This window comes from Plantactinospora sp. CNZ320 (assembly GCF_002846275.1).
Map to the genome: position 1 here is coordinate 6,382,379 of NZ_PJMP01000001.1, position 20,879 is coordinate 6,403,257.

Sequence of the window (20,879 nt, forward strand, 5' to 3'; positions counted from 1 at the left end):
GGCCGGATGACCTGCCCTTCTGCCGGCCTCGGTTGCCCTTCTGCTGAACGTGGCCGGTCCGGTTGCCGTTCTGCTGGCCGTGGCTGGATGACCTGGCCTTTCGTCGGCCTTGGCTGTCGTTCTGCCGGCCTTGGCGAATCGACCCGCTGGTCCGTCGGGGCCGGCCGGTTGACCGGACCGTCCACCGGCGCGGCGTTGGCTGGGCTGGGGACCGCTTCCCCGCCCCGGAGCCCGGAGCCGAGCGCCGCGATCCGGCGCGCCGCCCTCTTCACCGTGCCGTCCGCTGTGGCCACGGCGATCCGGCCGGGCGGCCGCCGGAGCGCTCCTCGACGATGGTCCGCAGCCGGGCCAGCAGCTCGCTGCGGTTGGCGCAGTTCAGCCGCTGACGCATCCGGGCCACGTGATGTTCGACGGTCTTCGCCGAGATGAACAACCGGTCGCCGATCTGCTTGTACGTCAGGCCGCCCAGCACCAGCTCGGCGACCTCCCGTTCCCGTTCGCTGAGCCGGTTCTCCGCCGGTACGGCGATCGCGTCCGCCACCTGTGCGGCTCCGGTACCCGCCGGCCGGGTACCGCCCTTCGCCCCGGCCGGTCGGCCCTGGAGCATCCGTGCGCAGTCCAGCAGGGTGGTCATCGCCTTCCGGTCGGAGGTACGGATGGCGGCCTGCCCGGCGAGTCGGGCGCCGTCCCAGCAGAGTCCGATGCCGTGCAGGCCCCGGGCGGCGGCCTCCACCCGTACCGGGTCGACGGCGCCGCGCAGCACCTCGACCCAGCTCTGCCCGGCGGCGGCGACCACCGAGGCGTACCTGGTGTGGCCGGTGGCGGCGGCCAGCGCGGCGACGTGTTCGTCCGCCACCGTCGGGCGGTCGGCCAGGATCGCGGCGTGCAGGCAACTCCAGTGCAACGGCGTCGTCCACAGTGGTGGATTCCCGAGCCGGGCCAGCAGGTCCCGCGCCTCGCCCAGATAGGGCGCGAGCCGGTCGAGTTCGCCGAGCCGGGCGGCGGCGATGGCGAACTCGCCGAGTGGCAGCAGGGTGAACAGGTCCACCGGGTGGCGTACCACCGCCTCGCGGGCGCGTTCCCAGCCGCGTTGCAGGGCCGGCAAATCGCTGTTGCGGCGGGCGGTACCGAGGTCCAGCGCGGCGGCGAAGATCAGATCGCGGGATTCCAGCGGTACCGGGCCGGTGGCGACCGCCGCCAACTGCGCGGCGGCCTCGGTAGCCCGCCCCCGGACCATCAGCAGCCAGGCCTGGAGCAGCCGGTGCCGGCGGGCGGTCAGCGCCGCGCCGAGCCCGGCGGTGACGGCCCGGTCCAGGGCCCGCTCGCCGATGTCCAGCTCTCCGGAGTGCAGCGCCACCAGGGCGGCCAGCGCCGCCGGGGTCTCCGGCAGCAGCACCGACCGGCCGGCCGGTTCGAGCAGCGCGGACGCCTGCACCAGGGTGGAGAGCGCGGCGGTCGGCGGGCCGGAGAGGGTCTCCTTCAACCCTCGCGCCATCAGCAGCGCCGCGCTGGCGAGCAGCGTCGGCGGGCCGTCGGCGGGCGGGTCGGCGAGAATCCGGTCGAGTTGCTCGACCTGGCCGGTGCCGGCCGCGCCGAGAGCCGCGAACGCCAGCGACGACGGCGTGCCGCTCCAGCGGTACAGCTCGACCGCGCGATCGGTGTGCCCCCGGTGCACCAGCGCGGTCGCGGCGACCGCCGCCCCGTCGGCCCGGTCCGGTGAGTCCGGGGTGGAGATCAGCCGGTCGGCCAGCCGCAGCGCGGAGTCGAGGTCGCCGGAGAGTGCGGCCGCCATCGCCCGCCGGGCCGCCACCGGCCGCCCGGCCGCCCCGGCGACCGAGAAGAGTCGGGCCGCCAGCGCGGGATCCTCGCCCAACGCCTCGTCACCGGCCGCCTCCGCCACCCCGGGCGGGCAACTGCTGCCGAAACCGCCGTCGAGCATCGACCGGACCAGCGGGAGCACCCGCCCGCCGCGCTGCAACTGCAACTCCGCGAGGCGCTGCCAGACCGCTGCCCGCTGGCTCGCCGGGCTGAGCGCGCCGATGGCGCGCCGGACGATCGGGGCGAGCCGGTCGTCCGGCCCGAGCAGCCCGGCGGCGCGGGCCGCCGCCAGCAACTCGTCAAGTTCGTCCGGGTGCCGGGAGAGCAGCGCGCCGAGCAGGTCGGCGGGGAGCGCCGGGCCGGCCGCCATCGCGAGCAGCAGCCGGCGTACCTCGATGTCGAGGCTCTCCAACTCGGGCGCGAACTGGAGCAGTACCGAGCGGGGCACCTCAAGGGCCGACGTCGGGCGTTCGGCACCGGTGGGCGGCCGATCCATCCGGGCGGGCCGGCGGTCGGCCGGGCGCAGCGCCCGGGCCAGCCACTCGACGAACCGGGGTACGCCACCGGTCTGCTCCTGCACCAGCCGGGCGATTCCGGGCGGCGCGCTCGACCCGTACACCGAGCCGAGATAGGCGGCGGTGCGTGCCTCGGTGAACGGGCCGGGCAGCACCGGTGGACCGCCCCGGTGCAGTACCTCGGCCAGTTCGGTCAGGCCGGCGGGGCGGGGCCAGGGCCGGAACGCGACCGCCAGTCGGGTGTGCCCGGTCTCGGCGAGCCGGCGCAGCTCGGCCAGGGCGGCCGGATCGAGCAGGTGGGCGTCGTCGACGAGTACGACGCAGTCGGTGTCGCCGGAACCGGTCAGCTCCCGCCAGGAGTCCAGCACCGGTACGCCGGCCTGCCGGTAGCCGCGTCGTAGCCGGGCGAGTACCGCCGTCTTGCCGTGCCCGCCCGCCGCCTGTACGGCGGTGCAGAGCGGTGCCCGAGGATCGGCGTCGACCCGGTTGAGGAAGGCACTGGTCTGCTCGTCGAGCACGAGTCGGGTTTCGGTGTCGGTGCGCAGCGTCAACTCGTCCTCACCGGCCCCATCCGGCCGGGGCGGTGACGGTCAGCGGCTCGGCTCCGACACTCGTGCCGAGCAGCAGGCCGAGCGCGGTCACCAGCACCGCCAGGCCGATCACCGTGCTCTCCCGGCCGGAGGCGAGGCGGGCCAGTGCCCGCATCGGCAGTTCCAGCGGAGTGATCCGGATCGGTGGCCGGGGCGGCAGCGGGGGCGCGTCCTCGTCGTACCGGGCGGGTTCGCGGCCGTCGCCGGAGCGGCCGCGCTGCCGGCGGGCCGGTGGCTCGCCGCGTCCGACGCCGGGCCGGGCGCCGGGGCGGGGCGGACGCATCACCGGCGGGCGCGGCGGCGGCCGGTTGCCTCGCTGCCGGTCCAGGATCTGGCCGCCGGCCACCGCCGCACCGGCCGCGACGGTGAGCTGCGGGTCGGCCTCGACCTCCACGGGTACCGGGAACCGGGCCGCGAGCAGTTCCCGCACCAGCGGGATCCGGGCCGAGCCGCCGGCCAGCAGTACGCCGTCGATCCGGTGCGGTGCCAGCCCGCACGACCGGACGGTGCGGGTCAGCTCGTCCACGGTCAGCGTGACGGCGGGCCGGATCAGGTCCTCGAACTCGGTCCGGCGTACCGGCACCCGGGTCTGCCGGTCGGGGAGCCGGACCAGCACGTCCGCGGTGTCGGCGACGGTCAGTTCCGCCTTGGCCCGGCGGCACTCCCGGCGCAGGCCGAGCAGGGCGTGCCGGACCAGTGGGTCGGTCTGGTCGGCGAGTTCCTTGCCGAGGCTGGCCCGGACGTGTTCGACAAGCGCCTCGTCGAAGTCGGCTCCGGCGGGCGGCCCGGCGTCGGCCAGCCCGCCGCGCAGGTCGAAGCCGAGCGGTTGGGCCCGGTCGACTACGGCGGTGGAGTAGCTGTGCCCGCCGAGGGTGTAGACGGCGAGGGTACGGCCGGAGAAGCCGTGCACGGCGTGGCTGGCGGCGGCGAGGACCGGTGCCGGCAGCAGTGACACGTCGGCGAGCCCGACGTCCCAGAGCGCCTCGCCGAGCAGGTGCCGCCGATAGTCGCCCCAGCTCGCCGGATGGCTGATCACGATCCACTCTGGACGCTCGCGCTCCTGGTCGACGACCCGCTCGACCACCCACATCGCGAGCATGGCGGTGAGCGCCTGCGCCGAGCACGCCTCGTCGCCGACCAGCAGCGGTACCCCGTCGCCGATCCGGTTGCCGAAGTCGCGGGCGACCCAGCAGCTGTCGACGGGGGTGTCGTACTCGTCAGGGTCGGCGACGGTGATCGACCGGTTGGCCGACATCAGCAGTACGGACGGCACGGTGTGCCCGGCCGGGCCGAGCCGGACGGGTTCGGGGGGATCCCAGTTGTTGCCCCGGAGTCGGGCGACAGCGGCAGCCGTGGCGGTGCTGCCGATATCGATTCCGAGGACGTAGGGCATCCGACCATTCCTTCACCGCGAGTCATGACCCCGGGACGGCGCGTTCCGCGTGCGGCTTCACCGGGGACGCCCCCGGGCGGCTGGGATCGCCCGGTGGGCCGTTAGGGAGTCATCTTTTCGTACCAGAGATCTATCCGCCATCGGGACCCTAACTCTGCCGGAACGCATCCCCTATGCCCCTAACGCAGATCTAAGGCGCTGCCCTAGCGGACCGGCCGGACGACCCCGGCGTCGTCCCCGATGTCCGGCCAGGCCGATTCCGTCTAGCGTCTGGGGCAGACATCCGGCGGTGGCGCAACGCAGCGCGTCGCCGCCGGAGATTCACCCCCGCACGACCTGCGCCACCCGCACGACCTGCGCCACCTCAGGCGGACCCGCTCCCACCGGATGCGGATCCGCCGCCGCCAAGACACCGCACCGGACCTGCGCCGGGCGGCGACCGCACCGAGGAGACCGGCACATGGGTTCGCCCCAGACACTGCACGACTTCGTGCTGAACCTGCTGACCAACCCGGACGCCCGGTCCGCCTTCGAGATCGACCCGGAGGGGACGCTGCGTGACGCCGGATTGGCCGACATCAGTGTCGCGGACGTCCAGGACGTGGTCCCGCTGGTGGTGGACTACGCGCCGGTGCAGGGCCTCGGCTCGTTGGCGCCGATCGGCGACGACGCGGGCCTCGGCCAGTTCCAGCTCGACCCGAGTGGTGTCATCGGCCAGTTGCAGAGCGTGGCCACGCAGCTCGGCGTTCCCGCACAGTCGACGGCCTCGGACGTCAACGCGGCGACGCTCGGTGCGATGAGCGTGGCGCCGGGCGGGCTCGGCGCGGTCCTGCCGGGGCTCGGCACCGGCCAGCTCTCCGACCCGCTCGGGCTGGTCGACCCGCTGGTGCCGACAGGTGTGGACGTCGCCGACACCCTCGACTCCGAGGTGGTGGATCCGGTGCTCACCGACCCCACCGGCGCGGTCGGCACCCCCGGCGGCCTGGTCGAGAACACTGTGGACGGTGGCCAGACCGGCCTGGTGGACTTCGCCGGTGACACCGTGCGCGGCACCCTGGACGACGTCACCGGGCTGGTCGACTCGCTCGGCGTCACCGGCACGGTCGGCGGCCTCGGCGGCACGGTCGGCGGCGTGACGGACACCGTCACCGGGGTCGGCGACGCGCTCGACCTCGAACCACTCGGCTCCACCGGCACGCCGGTGCTCGACGGCACCACCTCGACGGTCTCCGACCTCACCGGCAGCCTCGGCAACACGATCAGTGGCACCACCTCGGGTGTCATCGGTGACAGCGACCCCGCCGGAGAAGTAGACGCCTCCACCTCCGGCGGCCTCCTGGGAATCACGGACAACCTTCTCTGAGCGCGGGAAGTCCGTGAGGCCCGCCGAAGGCCGGACCGTGGTCCCACGGTCCGGCCTTCGGTCCTCTTGATAATTCCGGCGTAACCGGCACACTTGGTGCGGTGATGGCGCCCAGTTGGCTTGACGTACTCGACGAGATCGTGCGGGTTTCTGGCGCGCACGGTCGGGGCGACCTCATCTCGTGGCTTCGGCGTCGCCGGGCCCAGTTGCTGGACCCGAGGCTGCGGGTGCTGATCGTGGGCGAGCCCAAACAGGGCAAGAGCCAGCTCGTCAACGCGTTGCTGAACGCTTCGGTCTGCCCGGTCGGAGACGGGATCAGCACCACCATCCCGACAGTGGTCGGGCACGCCGAGGCGCCGACCGCCGCGCTGGTCTGGAGTCCGGCGCAGGCGCCGGACCAGCCGGCCCGGGGGCGGCCGGTGGACGGCCCCGAGCCGAGGCGTCCGGCCGGTCGCCGCCGAGACACCCCGGCGTCCGGTCGCCGACCGGACACCCCGATGGGGGCAGCCGAGCAGACTGGTCCGGCCGGCCCGCCGTTCGGGCCAGGTGCGCGGCCGGGCGCGGCGGTGCCCGGCGCGGCGCAACGGCTCGCCGTACCGATCGAGCAGATCGTGGCCCGGATCAGCGGCCGCAGTGGCGGGATCGGCGACGTACCGGACGTGGACGGCGGTGGGCGCACTGTCGGTGGCGCCGGGGCGGTCCGGCGGCGACCGGGCGGTGGACTTGAGCACGCCGAGATCGGCATTCCTCGGGCGTTGCTCGCCTCCGGGCTCGTCCTCGTCGACACCCCGGGAGCGGGCGGCACCGACCCGGGGCGGGCGATCAGCCCGGCCGCCACCCCGAACCAGGCCGATCTGGTGCTGCTGGTCTCGGACGTGACCCGGGAACTCTCGGTCGCCGAACTCGACCTGCTGCTGCACATCGCGCGGTCGCACGCCAACCTGGCCGTGGTGCAGAGCAAGATCGACATGGTGCCGAACTGGCGTACCGTGGTCGAGCGCAATCGGCAGCACCTGGCCGAGGCGGGCGTACCGGCGGCGCTGATCCCGGTCTCCGCGACACTGCGCCTTCAGGCGGCCCGGAGCAACGACAAGCAGCTCAACGCCGAGTCGCACTTTCCGGAGCTGCTCAACCGGATCAAGCGCGACCAGGCCGGCAAGGCCGACGCGCTGGCCCGGGCAGCGGTGGCGCACAGCGCCCGGACCGTTATCGAGCAACTCGCGGCGCCGCTCCGGGCCGAACTCGCGGTGGCGAGGGAGGCCGCCGTCGAGCAGTCCGGCCCGATCTCGAAACTGCACGCGGCACAGCGCGAGGTGGACGAACTGCGCCGCTGCTCGGTCCGCTGGCAGAACACCCTCAACGACGAGATGGCGGACCTGATTTCCGACGTCGAGTACGACCTGCGGGACCGTACCCGGCAGATCCTGCGCAAGGTGGACGAGGCGTTCGACAAGGCCGACCCGCTCACCGGCTGGGACACCTTCCAGGAGTGGCTGACCGAGAACCTCACCGACGCGGCGGAGGCGAACTACGCCTGGCTGGCCGAGCGCTGTGGCTGGATCGCCAACCGGGTCGCCAGCCAGTTCGACAGGTACGGCTTCGACGCGCTGCCGAGCTGGTCGGTACGGGTACCGGAGAATCTCAGCGACCGGATCCAGATCATGGAGCAGCCGACGGTCGAGAAGTTCACCCGTACCCAGAAACTGGTCACCGGGCTGCGCGGCTCGTACGGCGGTGTGTTGATGTTCGGCCTGGCCACGACGCTGGCCGGGATGCCGCTGATCAACCCGATCTCGCTCGGCGCCGGCGCGCTCTTCGGCGGCAAGAGCGTCCGCGACGAGGGAAAGTCGCTGCTCAAGCGCCGGCAGGCGGCGGTCAAGACGGCGACCCAGCGGCACGTCGACGACTTCTTCCTGCGGCTGAGCAAGGACTGCAAGGACACCGCCCGGCAGGTGCAGCGGATGCTCCGGGACCACTTCACCGGGCTGACCGAGGAGTTGCAGGAGGGCATCGTACGGTCGTTCCGGACCGCGAAGCAGGCGGCCGAGGCCGACGCGGCCGAGCGGGACCAGCGGCAGCGCCGACTCGCCCTGGAGATGAAACGGCTCGCCGACCTCTACGAGAAGGCGCAGGCGCTTGCCGGCGCGCAGTCCCTCGGCTCCGGCCGTGGCGCCACCGGGTTGGAGCCTGGGCCGTGAGCCGGGTCGGGCGGCTGGACGAGGCGACCTGGGGGCTGGTGCACGAGGCGCTGGAGGTCTACGGCAACGATCCCGGGGCGGTGGAGCAGTTGCACCGGCAGTTCGCCCGGTTCGAGGAGCCGCTGCGGATTGCCGTCGCCGGCCCGTGGCGCTCCGGCAAGTCGACCCTTGTCAACGCCGTGATGGGTGAGGCGGTCGCACCGGTCGAGGTGGCCGACGGCCGCCAGGTCTTCACCTGGTACGAGGACGGGCCGGAACCCCGGGTCACCGCGTACCCGACCGGGGGCGCGCCCCGGGACCTCGCGGTGACCCGTACCGCCAACGGGATGCGGGTCGACCTCGGCGGTGGGCGGTGGGACCAGGTCGACGACATCGTGGTGCAGTGGCCGACCCGGGCGCTGCGGCACGCGGTGCTGATCGACACTCCGGCGGTGAACCACCGACCCGACGACATCCGGACCGACGACGGCGACGACGAGGACGGGGTCGGGCGGGACCGGTTGGCGCTCGCGGCCGGGCCGACCGCCGGTGGCGACGCCGAACTGGTGGGTGGTGCCGGCGGCGGCGCGGTCCTGCGGCGGATCGTGCACGAGGCCGATGCCGTGCTCTATCTGAGCGGGGACGGCAGCGGGGACGAGCTGCGCCCGTTCCAGGCCGCGCAACCGGGCTCGGTGGCCCGGGCCGCGCCGGTGAACGTACTCCTGGTGTTGTCCAGAGTGGACGAACTCGGCGGCGGTCGGGTCGACGCGCTGCTCACCGCCCGGCAGCTCGCCCGCCGGCACCGCCGCGACCCGCGGATCAACGCGTACTGCCTGAGCGTGGTCGCGCTCGGCGGACTCGTCGCGCTCGCCGGCCGGATGCTGAGCGAGTCCGAGTACGCCGCGCTGGCCGCGCTGGCCGGGTTGCCCCGGGCGGAGACGGACCGGCTGCTGCTCTCCGCCGACCGGTTCCTCGCCGCCGACTTCCCGGTCGCGATCGACGTCGAGACCCGGCGGCGGTTGCTCGACCGGCTCGGCATCTTCGGGGTACGCCTGTCGACCACGCTGGTCCGGACCGGCTCGGACAGCCGGGCCCGGCTCGCCGCCGAACTGGTCCGGCGCAGTGGCCTGACCGAGCTGCGCGAGTCGATGGCCCGTTATTTCGTCGACCGGGCCCCGGTGCTCAAGGCCCGGGCGGTGTTGATGGCGCTGGAGTCGCTGCTCCGCTCCGAGCCCCGGCCGGGTGCGGCGGAGCTGCTCGCCCGGCTGGAGCAGGTGCTGGCCGGCGCGCACGAGTTCCGCGAGCTGCGGCTCTCGGCGGCGCTGCTCGGCGGCGAGCTGCGGTTCGACCCGGAGCTGGCGGCCGAGGCCAACCGGCTGATCGGCGGGGACGGGGCGAGCCTGGCGGCCCGGCTCGGTGTCGAGCACGACGCCACCGGAGGCGAGCTGTGGGCGCGCGGCTCGGCAGCGGTACGCCGTTGGCAGGAACTGGCCGAGGATCCGCTACGCGGCGTCGACCAGCGCCGTGCCGCCCGGGTCGTGGTACGCAGCTGCGAGGGGATGCTCGCCGAACTCTCCTGACCAGGGGCCGTGTTTCCGTACCGACGATGTGGCAACCGATCGCGGTCACGGCCCGTTCCCCGGCTGGTGGTCGGGCCGGTGAACGGGCCGGGCCGGCTCAGCCGACGACTGTCGGCGTTGAGCAGCGGGCGAAGGTGAGACCACCTCCGGCGCTGGTCGGGCCCGTGCACAACTGTCGGTGGATCTCCTGGGCACCGAACTTGTCCTGGCGGCTGTCGGTTACCACCTCGACGCTGCCCTGACCGTCAGCGGTGTAGGCGATGGAAATGGGGTCACCCTCGATGGTCGGTCTCGTCACCGTCAATCGGGCGGGGCGACCCGCCCGTACGGCCGTCAGGAAGCAATCCACCGCGGTTGCCGGCAGATCTTCCCCCTGCGACAGCCGGATGGTGCCGCAGTCGACGCTGCCGCCGGAACTCGCGTCCGGCGAGGCGGTGGCCGGTGGGCTGGCGTTGGTTCGGGTGCCCGCCGCGCCTGGTGGTGGTGGTTCGGGGTCGACGCTCGTCCGATAGACGGCAACACCACCGGCGGCCAGCAGCACGCTCGCCGCGACGGCGGTGAGTGCCAGCCACCCGCTCCAGCCGGAACGGGTGCGCCGGTCGGCATCGGCTATCTCGGCCAGCAGGCGGGCACGCATCCGCTGCCGGGTGCCCTCGGGCAGCTGCACCGGGGGTAGCTGTTCGGGACTGGTCATCTCGGGTCCTCCTGGTGCCCGGACTCGCTGTCGAGCAGGCGCGCCAGACGGCGTTTCGCCCGACTCACCCGGGCCCGTACGGCCGCCTCGTTGATCCCGAGGACCTCGGCGGCGTTCGCGTACGACACCTCCGACCAGACGCAGAGCGCCAGGGCCTCGCGTTCGGCCGGCGGCAGTCGGCGTACCACCCGCAGCACCTCCCACATCCGTCGTTGGCTGTCCACCCGGCCCGCCACGTCCTCCCCGATGTCGGGGCTGTCCCGTTCGGGTGGCATCCGGAGGACGGCCCTGCGCCATCGCAGGACCGAGCGCCGCTGGTCCCGGACGACGTTCGCCGCCATCGACAGCAGCCAGGGCAGCATCGAGTCGTCGACCAGCCTCGCCCCGGCCCGCTTGCGCCAGGCCAGCAGGAACGTCGACTGGGTGGCGTCCTCGGCTGCCGCCAGGGAGGCGGTCAGTCGGAAGCAGTGCCGATAGACAGCCTGAACGTGGCGGTCGTAGAGGACGCCGAACGCGTCCTGGCACCCCTCGACCGCATCGGCCCACAGTTGCGGGTCGGAATGCTGCCCGATCGTTCTCACACCCTGTTATGGCCAGTGGAGCCGAGGCTGTGACACGCCGCCTCGGCTTGATCTTGAACCGGCGTCCGGGTGTCTCGCTCTGGCAGAATGCCCCGGTGCGCCCAATCAGAGCAGAATGGGTGCGTCGCCTCCCGGATGAACGGCTGGACCGTGTTCTCGTGCCACAGTCGTTGGAGCCGGTGGCCAGGTACCACCTGTCTGACGGAATGGTAAGCGGGCTGGACGAGCAGTTGCAGCCCGTCGTTCGACTGCCGATCGACGTGTCACCCACAGCAGAACTTCTTGCGGCAAGCCCGGACCTGACGACCGTCGTCGTGACCGACACCCGTCGGGTCACCATCATGGCGGCAGGTCGACAGATCCCGGTCGAGATCGCGGCAGCCGATTCCGCGACGCTGCTACCGGGCGGCCGAATGTTGGTCACCGCGCCGATGATCGAACGCCTGACGTACAAGGGCCGGGAGTACGACGCCAGGGGCGAGCACCTGGTGTTCCTGGTGGATCTGGGCTCGGGAGATGTCCTGGACCAGGCCGTTCTCGGCGCAGTGGACGCCAGTGTGACCACCGTGCCCCACCCGTACGACGGATCGGTGATCCTGGACGCGGCCATGGGTCAGGACGGCGCTCTGATCTATGTCGCACAGGTGCTCGACGACAGGCTCAAGGTGGAGCTTGTCGCCGAAAACGTGCTCGCGGCCAGCTTCGCACCGTCCGGAGATCGCCTGCTGCTCACCTGTCACCCCAGCTTCGACAACGAGATATCCGTCCTGGAGTGGCCGAGTCGGCGGTCCCTTGCCCGGCTCCACGCGGATGACATGAAAGTCGAAGATCTCGCATTCTCGCTGTACGGATTCTTCCTGAGCGACCGGTCGGCGCTACTCCTGACGAACGAGCATGGGCTGTTGCTCTGCACCGGCGACCTCGAACCGGTGGCGTGGATCAGCCTGGAACCGCCTTCCGGGTCGGGCGACGTGCAGGTGTCGACGGTGCGCGGTGTCGCGGAGGCCGTGTTCGGTGTCGCAGAGAACGTGTTCGCCGCCGACATCCGGGATGGGAAGTTCCGTTCCTGGACCCTCTGGCGAATCCCGCCTCCGAGCGTCGACGCAGGCTGAGAGTGCGGCGGTCGGAGCGCGCCCGCTGTCCCGACGCTCACTACGGGACCGCCGGCTCGACCGACGGCTGGGGTCGGCGGCTGCGCAGGCCGGCCCCGGGAGCCAGCACGAGCGCTGTGCCGGCGGCGGTGACCGCGGCCGCGACCAGAAGCGGAGTTCGCCAGTCGAGCCAGGTCGCGAGCGCGCCGGTGGCCGCCGACCCAAGCGCGACACCGGCGCTCAGGGAGGTGGAGATCCAGGCCCGAGCCTCGGTCGGATGCTGTCCGCCTGCGGTCATGTCGATCAGGATCTGGGCGGTGGTCATCAACGGCGGAACCGCGATCCCCGCGAGCAGCAGCAGGGGCAGTAACGCCCAGGGATCCCAGGCCAGCGCGACTGCGCCGACTCCGACGGCCATAGCGGTGCCGAGCGCGGCAAACCGGCGTGCCGGGTCCACCGCAGGTGGCCGGGCGCCGTAGATGATGCCGGCGACGACCCCGCTGGCGGAGAAGCAGGCCAGCCCCAGCGCGCTGATCCCGGGAGCGCCCTCCGTGTCGAGCAGAACCAGTGGCGCGAGCACCACGGTGCCGAAAGCGAAACCGATGCAGGTGTTCGCGGCGATGAGGGTCCGGGTACCGACCGATCGAAGGGCTCCGAGTGACCAGAGCGGTACCGTCGGCACTGTCGCCTCCGACGGATCTGGCCGGGCCACGCTGAGCGCGGCCAGCCAGAACGTGCCGACGGCGGTGAGCAGGGCAGACGAGAGCGTCAACATGCCCGAGGACAGCAGCAGCAACAGACCACCGACAGCCAGCCGACTGCCCACGGCCATCACCTCGACGAGCACGCCTTCCAGGGAGTACGCGGCCGTCAGGGTCTCGTTGTCGGTCACCCGCCCCCACATGACCCGGATGCAACTGTTCAGTGGTGGTGACATCGCACCGGCGAGCACCGCCGAGACCAGCAGCGCGCCGAAATTGCCCGGGCGGGCGGTGGCGAGCCACACGAACAGGGTCATCAGCACGGCGTAGAGGCCCGCCGTCATCCGGAGCAGCCGGGCATGACCGTGGCGGTCGGCCAACCGACCGAGCAGCGGCGCCGTGACGGCCATCGCGACGTTGTAGGCGGCGACGACCAGGCCGGCGCGGCCGTAGTCGCCGGTCTGGTCGACGATGAAGACGACGATCGACAGCGTCAGGATCCACAGCGGGAACCTGCTCAGCACCGAGGCGACAAGGAGGGACGGCACCTCGGATCGACGCAGCAGCGACCTGTACCGCGAGGTGGCGGAACGCGAATTGGTGGTAACCATGTGGGCACGGTGCAAGTTGAAGTGCGCTTCAGGTCAAGCTGGGTGTAGCTGCGAGGGTTGGGCTTGACACCCCGCGAATGCTCTCGGTGCCGACGGCCTCGGTTGCTTTGGGCATCGGCTGCTTCGGTGCGGCGGGACTCAGTCGTTGGTGGACGCCCCTGGTCCGGCCACGACGTAGCGGGCGGCGACGGTGCGGACGGCCTCGTCGACCACCTGAGCGACGCGTTCGGCGCTCACCTCCCAGCCCGGCACCAGGAGTGTCGGCCAGAAGACGTAGTTGGAGATCATGCCCAGGAACTGGGTGGCTGCGAGTTCCACGTCCTCGATCCGCACCGTTCCCGCCTCGTGCTCAGCCAGCAGGTACCTGCGTACGGACTCGAAGTAGGGCATCTTCCCCTGCGCGAACTGCGCATGGGCCAGCTCCGGGAACCGCGGCAGCTCGGCGATGACGATCCGGAACAGGTCGGTCATCTGTGGCCGGCTCAACAGGTCGGCGTAACGGCGACCGATGGCGCTGAGCCCGTCGACGACGTTGCCTGCCGGCGGAGGATCCTCCTCGTCAGCGGTTGACCAGGACTCGGTGACGATGGCGTCGAACAGGGCAGCCTTGGTCGGAAACTGCTTGAACAAGGTGGCCCGCGAGACACCCGAGCGCTCTGCGATCCGCGCCAGCGACGTCCGGTCGTAGCCCAACTCGAGGAACAGTGCGGTCGCGGCCGTCACGATCAGCGCGCGTTTTTCCTGGGCGACGCGCTGGTGGTACGTCGGCACGACCCGGCTCATGGACCGAGCATACGAGGTGAGTGGCTTGACTCACCACTCCCGGCGACCTAGTGTCGAGGCAGTGGTGAGTCAATCGGCTCGCCATCGGCCGGCCTTCGTCTCCGATGACCCCCGGTCTCAGTCACCCACGCCCCGGAGGAAACATCGGATGAACCGCTTCGACAATCAGACCGTGCTCGTGACCGGTGGGACCGGTGGCCAGGGATCGAGCCACGTACGTGCCTTCCACGCGGAGGGAGCGAACGTGGTGATCGGCGGCATCGACACCGAACGCGGCGCCGCTCTCGTCGACGAGCTCGGGACCCGCGCTCACTTCACCCGCCTCGACGTCACCGACGAGAGTTCGTGGTCCGCTTCCGTGCTGGCCGCCGAGAGCGCCTTCGGCACCCTGAACGTGCTCGTCAACAACGCGGGCGTGCAGAACCCGCCGGCGCTGATTGAGAACACGGACCAGGCCACGTGGTCGCGCATCCTCGACATCAACCTCACCGGGACCTTCCTCGGCATCAAGGTCGCCGCCCCCGCTCTGCGCCGCGCCACAGGGGGAGCCATCGTCAACATCGCCTCGACGATGAGCCTGGGCGGCACGGCACACTACGCGCCCTACGTCGCCAGCAAGTGGGCCGTGCGAGGCCTTACCCGAACGGCAGCGCTCGAGCTCGGCCGAGACCACATCCGGGTGAACACCATCCACCCCGGCGTGATCGCGACTCCCTTCATCCAGGAACCAGCAGCCGGTGCCACCGTGGCAATCGCCGACTTCTACTCACCCGAGCCGTTCGCCATCCCCCGACTCGGAGAGCCGACCGACGTCACCCGGCTTCTCCTGTTCCTCACGTCGTCAGAAGCGTCGTTCATCACGGGGTCGGAATACGTGATCGACGGTGGACTCCTCCTCGGGCCCGCCCTTCAGCCCGAGACCGCATGAGTAGTCCAGACACGACCGGATGGAACGACTCCGCACCCAACCCGACCTCAGGTCGCCGCTCAGCGATATCTGGAAACCTTGGCAACACGATCAACCTTCAAGGACAGGACACCGGAAACATCGTGCGGCGACATCGGTGAGTCTGATCGCGTCTTGACCGCCCTACCGTCGGCCAATAGCCTGCACTCGATGATCTCTGGGGCACCCGGCCGCAGTTGTCAGAATTACGGGGAGACGTATGCGATTTGGTCGACGGCTGTCCACTTTGGGGCTGATTGTCGTCGGGGTTTTGGCCCTGTCCGGACAACCAGCGCAAGCCGCCTATTACAACACCTACACCACTCTGGCCACGTTGCCCGACGTCAGTGGCGCCACCGGAGTGCAGGGCTTCGCCGCCGGAGCCACCTACCTCTACTCGGTCAAGGCCCGTAAGGGTAACGACCTCTCCGCCATCTACCGGGTCGACAAGACCACCGGTGCGCGGGTGCAGATGAAGAACGGCACCAACAACACGTCGACAAACACCTGGCTGTGGCACGGGAACGACATCACGATCGTCGACATCGATGGTCAGCACCACATGTTCATCGTCACGATGAACAAAACCGGCGCGCAGTTGGTGAAGCTCCGCTACGAGGGCACCACCTACTACTACGTCGGGTCATACCAGGTGCGTTCCGCCGGTGCGCTGTTGGACGTGTCCGGGATCAACCGGGTCTCGGTCACCAGCAGCACGATCACGTTCCTGTTCAAGAAGGGCAAGGACATCTACCACGGCAGCCTCCCGCTGCGTGCCAACTCCGGGACCATCGAGCTGACAAAGGCGTTCACCTTGCAGGTCGAGGGCGCACTGGTCAACGGCGCCGTGGTGCCGGGCCTGGAGACCTGGACCAACCAGGGGATGTTCTACGACGAGAACAAGCGGGTTCTCTACATTCCGTTGACCAACACGAACCGCAGCGTCGTGCTCGTCTACCGCAACGTGGGGCCGACGACGACCGGGACGGCATTCTCAGCCTCCGACCTCTCCTTCCGCATCACGTCCTCGGCATATCCCGAGCAGTTCGAGATCGAAGGCGTGGGGCTCAGCGGCGGCAAGCTCTACTTCAACACGAACCGAAAAAGCGAGACCGCGACCTCCGACGGCGTCCACGTGTTCGACGGGTACACCGTCGCTTAGCGGAAGCGCCGGGGGATTCGCTGCGGCTGCGATCGAGCCACAGCGAATCCCCCGGGGCCGGTCCGAAGACGGCCCCGGGGGCTGCCGCGCGGGCGGACGTTGACGGCAGCGCCGCAACGGAAGATGGCCTCGGCATCACGGGTGGGGCTGGCTGGTGATGCCGTCCAGGATGGTGATCAGGTTGTGGTGGAAGGTCTCCTGGGCGTTGAGGTGAGTGCCGTCGACGACGATCCGGGCGACGGTGGGAAAGCGGCCTGTTTCGAGCATGCGGGTCAGGTAGGGCCCGAGGGCGGCCTGCCACGCGGACACGTCGGTGCCGGTCGCGCGGGCGGCGCGGCGTTCGGTGATCTCGCTGCGGAGTGCTCCGACGAGGAACGCGTTGAGGGCTCCCAGGGCACGTTGTAGGTCGTCGATATCGCGTACCCCAGGGGCCTGGCTGAGTGCCGCTGCGGTCGATTCGCCCACGGCGAGCGCGTGTGGTCCCAGGTGTGGCCTTGCGCCGAGCAGGTCGGCGAACCACTCATGCTCAAGAGCGGCATCGCGGGTCCGGTGAGCGATGGCCAGTACCGTGGCGCGCCACTCGGAGTGCTGGCCGGCCCCGGCGATCTGGGCGTACACGGCGTCCACCATCAGATCGAGCAGTTCGGATCTGTTGACCACGTAGTCGTAGAGCCGCATCGGACCGACACCGAGCTCTTTGGCGATCTTGCGTACCGATAGCCCGTCGAGGCCGTCGGCGTCGGCGATCCGGATCGCCGTGGCGGCGATCTTCGCGCGGCTCAGCGGCACCGGCGCCGCCCGTGGCCGTGGCTCGGGCCGTTCCCAGACGGGCGGTGATGGGCTACCGTACGGCGTATCCATAAGGTACAGCGTACGGTAATGGAGATGATGATGCGAGTTGCGATTGCCGGCGGCGGCCTCGGCGGGCTGACGCTGGCCCGGATCCTGCACCGGCACGGCATCGACGCGGTGGTGTACGAACGCGAGTCGAGCCGATCCGCACGACCGCAGGGCGGATCGCTCGACCTGCACCCGGAGTCCGGGCAACAGGCACTGGCCGCTGCGGGCCTCGCCGGCCGGTTCCGGTCCGAGGCGCGGCCAGAGGGCGAGGAACATCGCATCCTCGACCCGGCCGGGCGCACCCTCGTGCACCACAGGCCGCCATCCGGCTCGTTCTCTGGACGCCCCGAGATCGACCGCAGTGTGTTGCGTGACCTGCTGCTCGATTCGCTACCCGCCGACACGGTGGTCTGGCGGCACCGGCTCGTCGCGGCGACGCCACGGCCGGACGGAGGCTTCGGGCTGACGTTCGATGGCGGCCACAGCGCCGACTGCGACATCCTCGTCGGCGCGGACGGCGCACGCTCGGTCGTCCGGTCGGTGCTGACCGACGTGACGCTGTCCCCCGTGGCCACCCTTGTGGAGCTGAGCATCAGCGACGCCGACCGACGGCACCCGGATCTCGCCGAGCTGGTCGGCCCCGGAAACCTCTGGTGCATCGGCGTGCGCCAGATCCTCGCAGCACAACGCCTCGGCGACGGCAGCATCAAAGTCGGAATCTCGGTGCCCGCGGACGATCGCCACCTGGACACCTACCGCAGCAAGCGTCTTCTGCTGGACATGTTCGACGGCTGGAACCCCCGCCTCACCGCACTGATCGAAGCCGGCGACGGCCCGCCGACCCCACGCAGGATCGAGGCGATGCCCACCGGTACCCGCTGGCTCCACCAGCCGGGCATCACCCTCCTCGGCGACGCCGCGCACCTCATGCCGCCGGTCGGCGAGGGCGCCAACCAAGCCATGCTCGACGGGGCCGAACTCGCCGCCGCACTCGCCACCAACCGCGCCGACCCCGACTCGGCGATTCGGGAGTACGAGGAGGCGATGTTCAGCAGAATCCACCCGATCGCCGAAATGTCCGCGCGAGTCCAGGCGATGATGCTGTCCGCCACCGCGGCCGACGACATCGTCCGCTTCTTCGCGCCGCGGCCCGGCGAGCCGGTACCCGCGGATTGACAACCGCGACGTCAGCCGCCGAAGAAGTCGAACCCGAGTCGAGTGACGGCATCCCGGGCGAGGAGAAAGCCGACGATGCCGATCACCCAGCCGGTCGCACTGCCGAGCTTCGTCACCAGCCAGGTGTTCAGCCGGTGGAGCTGCCGCTCGGCCCCGCCGGGCACTGCCATCCGGAGCACCAGCAGCAGCACGGCGGGCAGCACCATCACCAGGCAGTAGCCGGCGAGCAGCGACAGCACCGTCGGCAGGTCGAGGTTCGAGGTGGTGATCAGACCGACCGCTCCCAGGTACGGCAGCATGGTGGCCACCTCGACGAGCGCGGCGAGCAGGGCCAGTCCGATCAGCCAGCCGAACGAGGAGTCCCCGGCGTTCACCCGGTCCCGCCACCTCGTGACCGAACCCCGCCCCCGGCCCCGCTTGCCGTCGAAGCGGAAGCTCAGTGCGAACAGTCCCACCCCGAGGGCAAGCTGGGCATAGAGCAGCGGTGTGCTGTCGGCGGCGCCGTCCAGCGCCGCGACGAGTCGCTCACCGGTGTAGACCAGCAGTACGCCGACGCCGAAGTAGAACCCGGCGATGGTGCCGAGGTAGCCGAGAATCCGCCCGACACCGATCCGCTCCGGTGTCAGGAGCAGCCAGATCGGGATGAACAACGTGCCGATACTGGTGCTGTCCAGCAGGGCGAGCCCGGCCAGCGACAGCAGCAGACCCGTGCTCACGGGGTACGCCCTCGGGGCGTGGGCGGGGTGATCTCGACGTAGCCGGCCATGCGTTCAATGGTCGGCGTACCCCCTCCGACCTGCCTCACCGTCCGGGACGAAACCGGGCTACATCCTTCGACGGACCGTCACACCCCTCCGTACGGTCGTCTCGACGCGTGTATGCAAGGAGGAGGTGGCGGTGAACGGTGAGGAGTCCTTCCGCGCGTACGTCGCAGCGCGGCTTCCGGCGCTGTCCCGGGTGGCGTACCTGCTCACCGGCGACCGGCATCTCGCGGAGGACCTGGTCCAGTCGGCGCTGCTGAAGGTGGCCGGGCACTGGGAGCGGGTGGCGGCGTCCGGCGACCCGGAGGCGTACGTCCGGCGGGTGCTCTACCACCAGCACGTCTCCTGGTGGCGACGCCGCCGCCCGTTCGCGGTCCCGTACGCCGACCCTCCGGATCGGGCGCTGCCGGACGGTACCGCCCAACTCGACACCTCCATCGTGATCCGTCGGGCGCTGTCCCGGCTCGGGCCACGGCAGCGGGCCGCGCTGGTGCTGCGCTATTTCGAGGACCTGACCGAGGCGCAGACCGCCGAGGTGCTCGGCTGTTCGGTGGGCACCGTCAAGAGCCAGGTGCGGGACGGGCTGGCGCGGCTGCGCGCGGTCGCTCCGGAACTGCTCGACCTGCACGGCATCCACCCGACCGGGTCGGCGCCCGGCGCCGGGCCACCCCTTCGGGCGCGGGCGGGCGAGAGGAGCGGCGCGAATGGATGAGCGGGTACGCGGCGTGCTGACGACGTACGCCGAGGAGATGGCACCGGTGCGACTGCCGGACGACCTGTGGCGCCGTGGGCGGCGCCGGCGGCGGGTCCGGCTCGCCGCCGTTGCCGGTGCGGCCGTCGTGCTGCTGGCCGGGGCGATGCTGTCGCCGTCGATGCTCGCCGAATCCGCATCAGACACGGTGCCTGCCGAGACCGCATCGGCAGGGCATGCCGTCCCCGCCCGGGTGGAGCTGCCGTGGCTGTGGCAGGCAACCGCCGGGCAGTGGGCACCGGGGCCGGCCACGATCATGTTCTTCACCGACGCCACCCGCTACCTTGAGGACACCGGGGTGGTGGTGGGGCGTGACGGCGCCTACCGGTTGGTGTACCTCGACGTCGGTGAAGGCCGGGGGCTGCTCTCCCCGGACGGTCGGTACTACCTGCGTTCCGGCCCTCGACTGCTCGATCTGAGCACCGGCGACGAACGGCGGCTCGGCTCCGGCCTCGCTCCGCTGGCATGGTCGCCGGACGGCCGGTGGATCGTGTGCGGCCGGGACAACGACGACTCGGTCATCACCTACGGCCCGGACGGGCAGCCGTCGAACGATCCGGAGCGGCCCGATGATCTCGTGATCGTCGACGCCACGACCGGGAAGTCCCGCGACCTCGTCACCGGTGGCGAGCTGACCTACGCCGCAGCGGTGTACGCCCCGGACGGCGCCTCGGTGGCGGTGACCAGCGAACACCCGGTCGACGGCTCCCAGCAACTCGCGGTGCTCGATGTCGAGACCGGACGGCAGCGGTGGAGCGTGGATCTCGGCCACCGCCAGTTGGGCGGTCCGGGTGCCTGGAGCCCGGACGGTGGGCGGTTGGCGCTGCTCGCCTTCGACGGCTGCACCACCATCTGCGACGAGGAGGGTTTCGCGGCCCGGCGATGGCGGATCGAGTTCCTCGACGCCAGGACCGGAGCGAGTGCCGGTGCCCCGGTCGCCCTGCCGGGCCGGCCGATCGAGGTGCTCGGCTGGCGGGCCGGTGTCGATCCGGTGCTGTCGTACACCCCGGCCGCCGAGGTGGCGTCCAGGCACACGGTGCTGGTCGCGGTGACCCGGAACAGCGAACTCGAACTGCTTGTCGACGCGGCCGACAAGGTCACCGGAATCGAGGTGCCCCGGCAGTTGATCGAGGCAGGGCGCTTCGGCGGGCCGTCCCCGGAACCGTCCCCGTTCGCCGCCCAGTGGTGGGCACTGCTGGTGGCGGGCCTGTTCGGCGCGGCGGTGCTCGCCGTGGTCGTCCGGTGGGGCAGCCGGTTCGTCCGCACCCGAGGCAGCCGCCGAGGCAGAGCGACCGGGCCACCAGCCGCTCCCACCGCGGGTTGACCGCCACCGCTGCTGACCCCGG

The 20,879-nt window shown here is 71.2% G+C and carries 17 protein-coding genes; 9 read left to right on the forward strand and 8 right to left on the reverse strand.

All coding sequences use genetic code 11. The features are described from left to right. Nucleotides 1-268: 268 nt before the first annotated feature. Both CLT71_RS28650 and CLT71_RS28655 read right to left on the reverse strand, forming a co-directional pair. Nucleotides 269-2,884 (reverse strand): LuxR C-terminal-related transcriptional regulator, encoded by a 2,616-nt coding sequence (locus tag CLT71_RS28650; RefSeq protein WP_199187751.1) that lies wholly within the window; start codon nucleotides 2,882-2,884, stop codon nucleotides 269-271. Between the two features lie 7 nt (nucleotides 2,885-2,891). Then, complete coding sequence (locus CLT71_RS28655) at nucleotides 2,892-4,316, reverse strand: Hsp70 family protein (protein ID WP_101369839.1); 1,425 nt, start codon at nucleotides 4,314-4,316, stop codon at nucleotides 2,892-2,894. 460 nt (nucleotides 4,317-4,776) lie between these two features. Here CLT71_RS28655 and CLT71_RS28660 point away from each other — a divergent pair, with 460 nt between their 5' ends. From CLT71_RS28660 to CLT71_RS28670, 3 genes are all read left to right on the forward strand, one after another. After that, entirely contained in the window at nucleotides 4,777-5,679 is a 903-nt protein-coding gene (locus tag CLT71_RS28660) for an IniB N-terminal domain-containing protein (protein WP_101369840.1), read from the forward strand. A 104-nt stretch (nucleotides 5,680-5,783) separates the two neighbouring features. Next, nucleotides 5,784-7,877 (forward strand): GTPase, encoded by a 2,094-nt coding sequence (locus CLT71_RS28665; RefSeq protein ID WP_101369841.1) that lies wholly within the window; start codon nucleotides 5,784-5,786, stop codon nucleotides 7,875-7,877. Further along, on the forward strand, nucleotides 7,874-9,436 hold the full coding sequence (locus CLT71_RS28670) for a P-loop NTPase family protein (RefSeq protein WP_101369842.1): 1,563 nt from the start codon (nucleotides 7,874-7,876) through the stop codon (nucleotides 9,434-9,436). The genes CLT71_RS28665 and CLT71_RS28670 overlap by 4 nt, the downstream gene beginning before the upstream one ends. Before the next feature lie 97 nt (nucleotides 9,437-9,533). Here CLT71_RS28670 and CLT71_RS28675 read toward each other — a convergent pair whose 3' ends face one another. Both CLT71_RS28675 and CLT71_RS28680 read right to left on the reverse strand, forming a co-directional pair. After that, nucleotides 9,534-10,130, reverse strand: a complete 597-nt coding sequence (locus CLT71_RS28675; protein WP_101369843.1) for a DUF4362 domain-containing protein — start codon at nucleotides 10,128-10,130, stop codon at nucleotides 9,534-9,536. Then, nucleotides 10,127-10,711, reverse strand: a complete 585-nt coding sequence (locus CLT71_RS28680) for an RNA polymerase sigma factor (protein WP_101369844.1) — start codon at nucleotides 10,709-10,711, stop codon at nucleotides 10,127-10,129. The genes CLT71_RS28675 and CLT71_RS28680 overlap by 4 nt, the downstream gene beginning before the upstream one ends. Before the next feature lie 158 nt (nucleotides 10,712-10,869). Between CLT71_RS28680 and CLT71_RS28685 the strand changes: the two genes are divergently transcribed. Next, nucleotides 10,870-11,823 carry a hypothetical protein gene (locus CLT71_RS28685; protein ID WP_101369845.1) on the forward strand — a complete coding sequence of 318 codons (954 nt, stop codon included), beginning with the start codon at nucleotides 10,870-10,872 and terminating at the stop codon, nucleotides 11,821-11,823. Nucleotides 11,824-11,863: 40 nt separating this feature from the next. Here the strand turns inward: CLT71_RS28685 and CLT71_RS28690 are convergent, their stop codons facing one another. Then, nucleotides 11,864-13,114: an MFS transporter gene (locus tag CLT71_RS28690; RefSeq protein WP_101369846.1), complete on the reverse strand. Its 1,251-nt coding sequence runs from the start codon at nucleotides 13,112-13,114 to the stop codon at nucleotides 11,864-11,866. Nucleotides 13,115-13,252: 138 nt separating this feature from the next. After that, entirely contained in the window at nucleotides 13,253-13,897 is a 645-nt protein-coding gene (locus CLT71_RS28695) for a TetR/AcrR family transcriptional regulator (protein WP_101369847.1), read from the reverse strand. Between the two features lie 148 nt (nucleotides 13,898-14,045). Here CLT71_RS28695 and CLT71_RS28700 point away from each other — a divergent pair, with 148 nt between their 5' ends. Beyond that, nucleotides 14,046-14,825 carry an SDR family oxidoreductase gene (locus CLT71_RS28700; RefSeq protein ID WP_101369848.1) on the forward strand — a complete coding sequence of 260 codons (780 nt, stop codon included), beginning with the start codon at nucleotides 14,046-14,048 and terminating at the stop codon, nucleotides 14,823-14,825. Nucleotides 14,826-15,063: 238 nt separating this feature from the next. Then, a complete protein-coding gene (locus CLT71_RS28705; RefSeq protein ID WP_143743646.1) occupies nucleotides 15,064-16,005 on the forward strand; it encodes a hypothetical protein in 942 nt (313 codons plus the stop codon). Nucleotides 16,006-16,140: 135 nt separating this feature from the next. Here the strand turns inward: CLT71_RS28705 and CLT71_RS28710 are convergent, their stop codons facing one another. Continuing rightward, complete coding sequence (locus CLT71_RS28710; protein WP_486483504.1) at nucleotides 16,141-16,866, reverse strand: TetR/AcrR family transcriptional regulator; 726 nt, start codon at nucleotides 16,864-16,866, stop codon at nucleotides 16,141-16,143. A 30-nt stretch (nucleotides 16,867-16,896) separates the two neighbouring features. Between CLT71_RS28710 and CLT71_RS28715 the strand changes: the two genes are divergently transcribed. Further along, a complete protein-coding gene (locus CLT71_RS28715; protein ID WP_101369850.1) occupies nucleotides 16,897-18,021 on the forward strand; it encodes an FAD-dependent monooxygenase in 1,125 nt (374 codons plus the stop codon). 11 nt (nucleotides 18,022-18,032) lie between these two features. On the opposite strand, the gene CLT71_RS28720 is transcribed toward CLT71_RS28715, so the two are convergent. Beyond that, nucleotides 18,033-18,737, reverse strand: a complete 705-nt coding sequence (locus tag CLT71_RS28720) for a GAP family protein (RefSeq protein ID WP_101369851.1) — start codon at nucleotides 18,735-18,737, stop codon at nucleotides 18,033-18,035. Nucleotides 18,738-18,912: 175 nt separating this feature from the next. Here CLT71_RS28720 and CLT71_RS28725 point away from each other — a divergent pair, with 175 nt between their 5' ends. Both CLT71_RS28725 and CLT71_RS28730 read left to right on the forward strand, forming a co-directional pair. Then, complete coding sequence (locus CLT71_RS28725; protein ID WP_486483505.1) at nucleotides 18,913-19,494, forward strand: SigE family RNA polymerase sigma factor; 582 nt, start codon at nucleotides 18,913-18,915, stop codon at nucleotides 19,492-19,494. Continuing rightward, complete coding sequence (locus CLT71_RS28730) at nucleotides 19,487-20,857, forward strand: WD40 repeat domain-containing protein (protein WP_101369852.1); 1,371 nt, start codon at nucleotides 19,487-19,489, stop codon at nucleotides 20,855-20,857. Before CLT71_RS28725 ends, CLT71_RS28730 begins: the two co-directional genes overlap by 8 nt. Nucleotides 20,858-20,879: the final 22 nt, after the last annotated feature.

What these genes read in the sequence shown, in the direction of transcription:
- CLT71_RS28655 (WP_101369839.1), bottom strand. Translation starts at nt 4,316, where the DNA reads ATGCCCTACGTCCTCGGAATCGATATCGGCAGCACCGCCACGGCTGCC.
- CLT71_RS28660 (WP_101369840.1), top strand. Translation starts at nt 4,777, where the DNA reads ATGGGTTCGCCCCAGACACTGCACGACTTCGTGCTGAACCTGCTGACC.
- CLT71_RS28665 (WP_101369841.1), top strand. Translation starts at nt 5,784, where the DNA reads ATGGCGCCCAGTTGGCTTGACGTACTCGACGAGATCGTGCGGGTTTCT.
- CLT71_RS28675 (WP_101369843.1), bottom strand. Translation starts at nt 10,130, where the DNA reads ATGACCAGTCCCGAACAGCTACCCCCGGTGCAGCTGCCCGAGGGCACC.
- CLT71_RS28690 (WP_101369846.1), bottom strand. Translation starts at nt 13,114, where the DNA reads ATGGTTACCACCAATTCGCGTTCCGCCACCTCGCGGTACAGGTCGCTG.
- CLT71_RS28695 (WP_101369847.1), bottom strand. Translation starts at nt 13,897, where the DNA reads ATGAGCCGGGTCGTGCCGACGTACCACCAGCGCGTCGCCCAGGAAAAA.
- CLT71_RS28700 (WP_101369848.1), top strand. Translation starts at nt 14,046, where the DNA reads ATGAACCGCTTCGACAATCAGACCGTGCTCGTGACCGGTGGGACCGGT.
- CLT71_RS28705 (WP_143743646.1), top strand. Translation starts at nt 15,064, where the DNA reads ATGCGATTTGGTCGACGGCTGTCCACTTTGGGGCTGATTGTCGTCGGG.
- CLT71_RS28710 (WP_486483504.1), bottom strand. Translation starts at nt 16,866, where the DNA reads ATGGATACGCCGTACGGTAGCCCATCACCGCCCGTCTGGGAACGGCCC.
- CLT71_RS28715 (WP_101369850.1), top strand. Translation starts at nt 16,897, where the DNA reads ATGCGAGTTGCGATTGCCGGCGGCGGCCTCGGCGGGCTGACGCTGGCC.
- CLT71_RS28730 (WP_101369852.1), top strand. Translation starts at nt 19,487, where the DNA reads ATGGATGAGCGGGTACGCGGCGTGCTGACGACGTACGCCGAGGAGATG.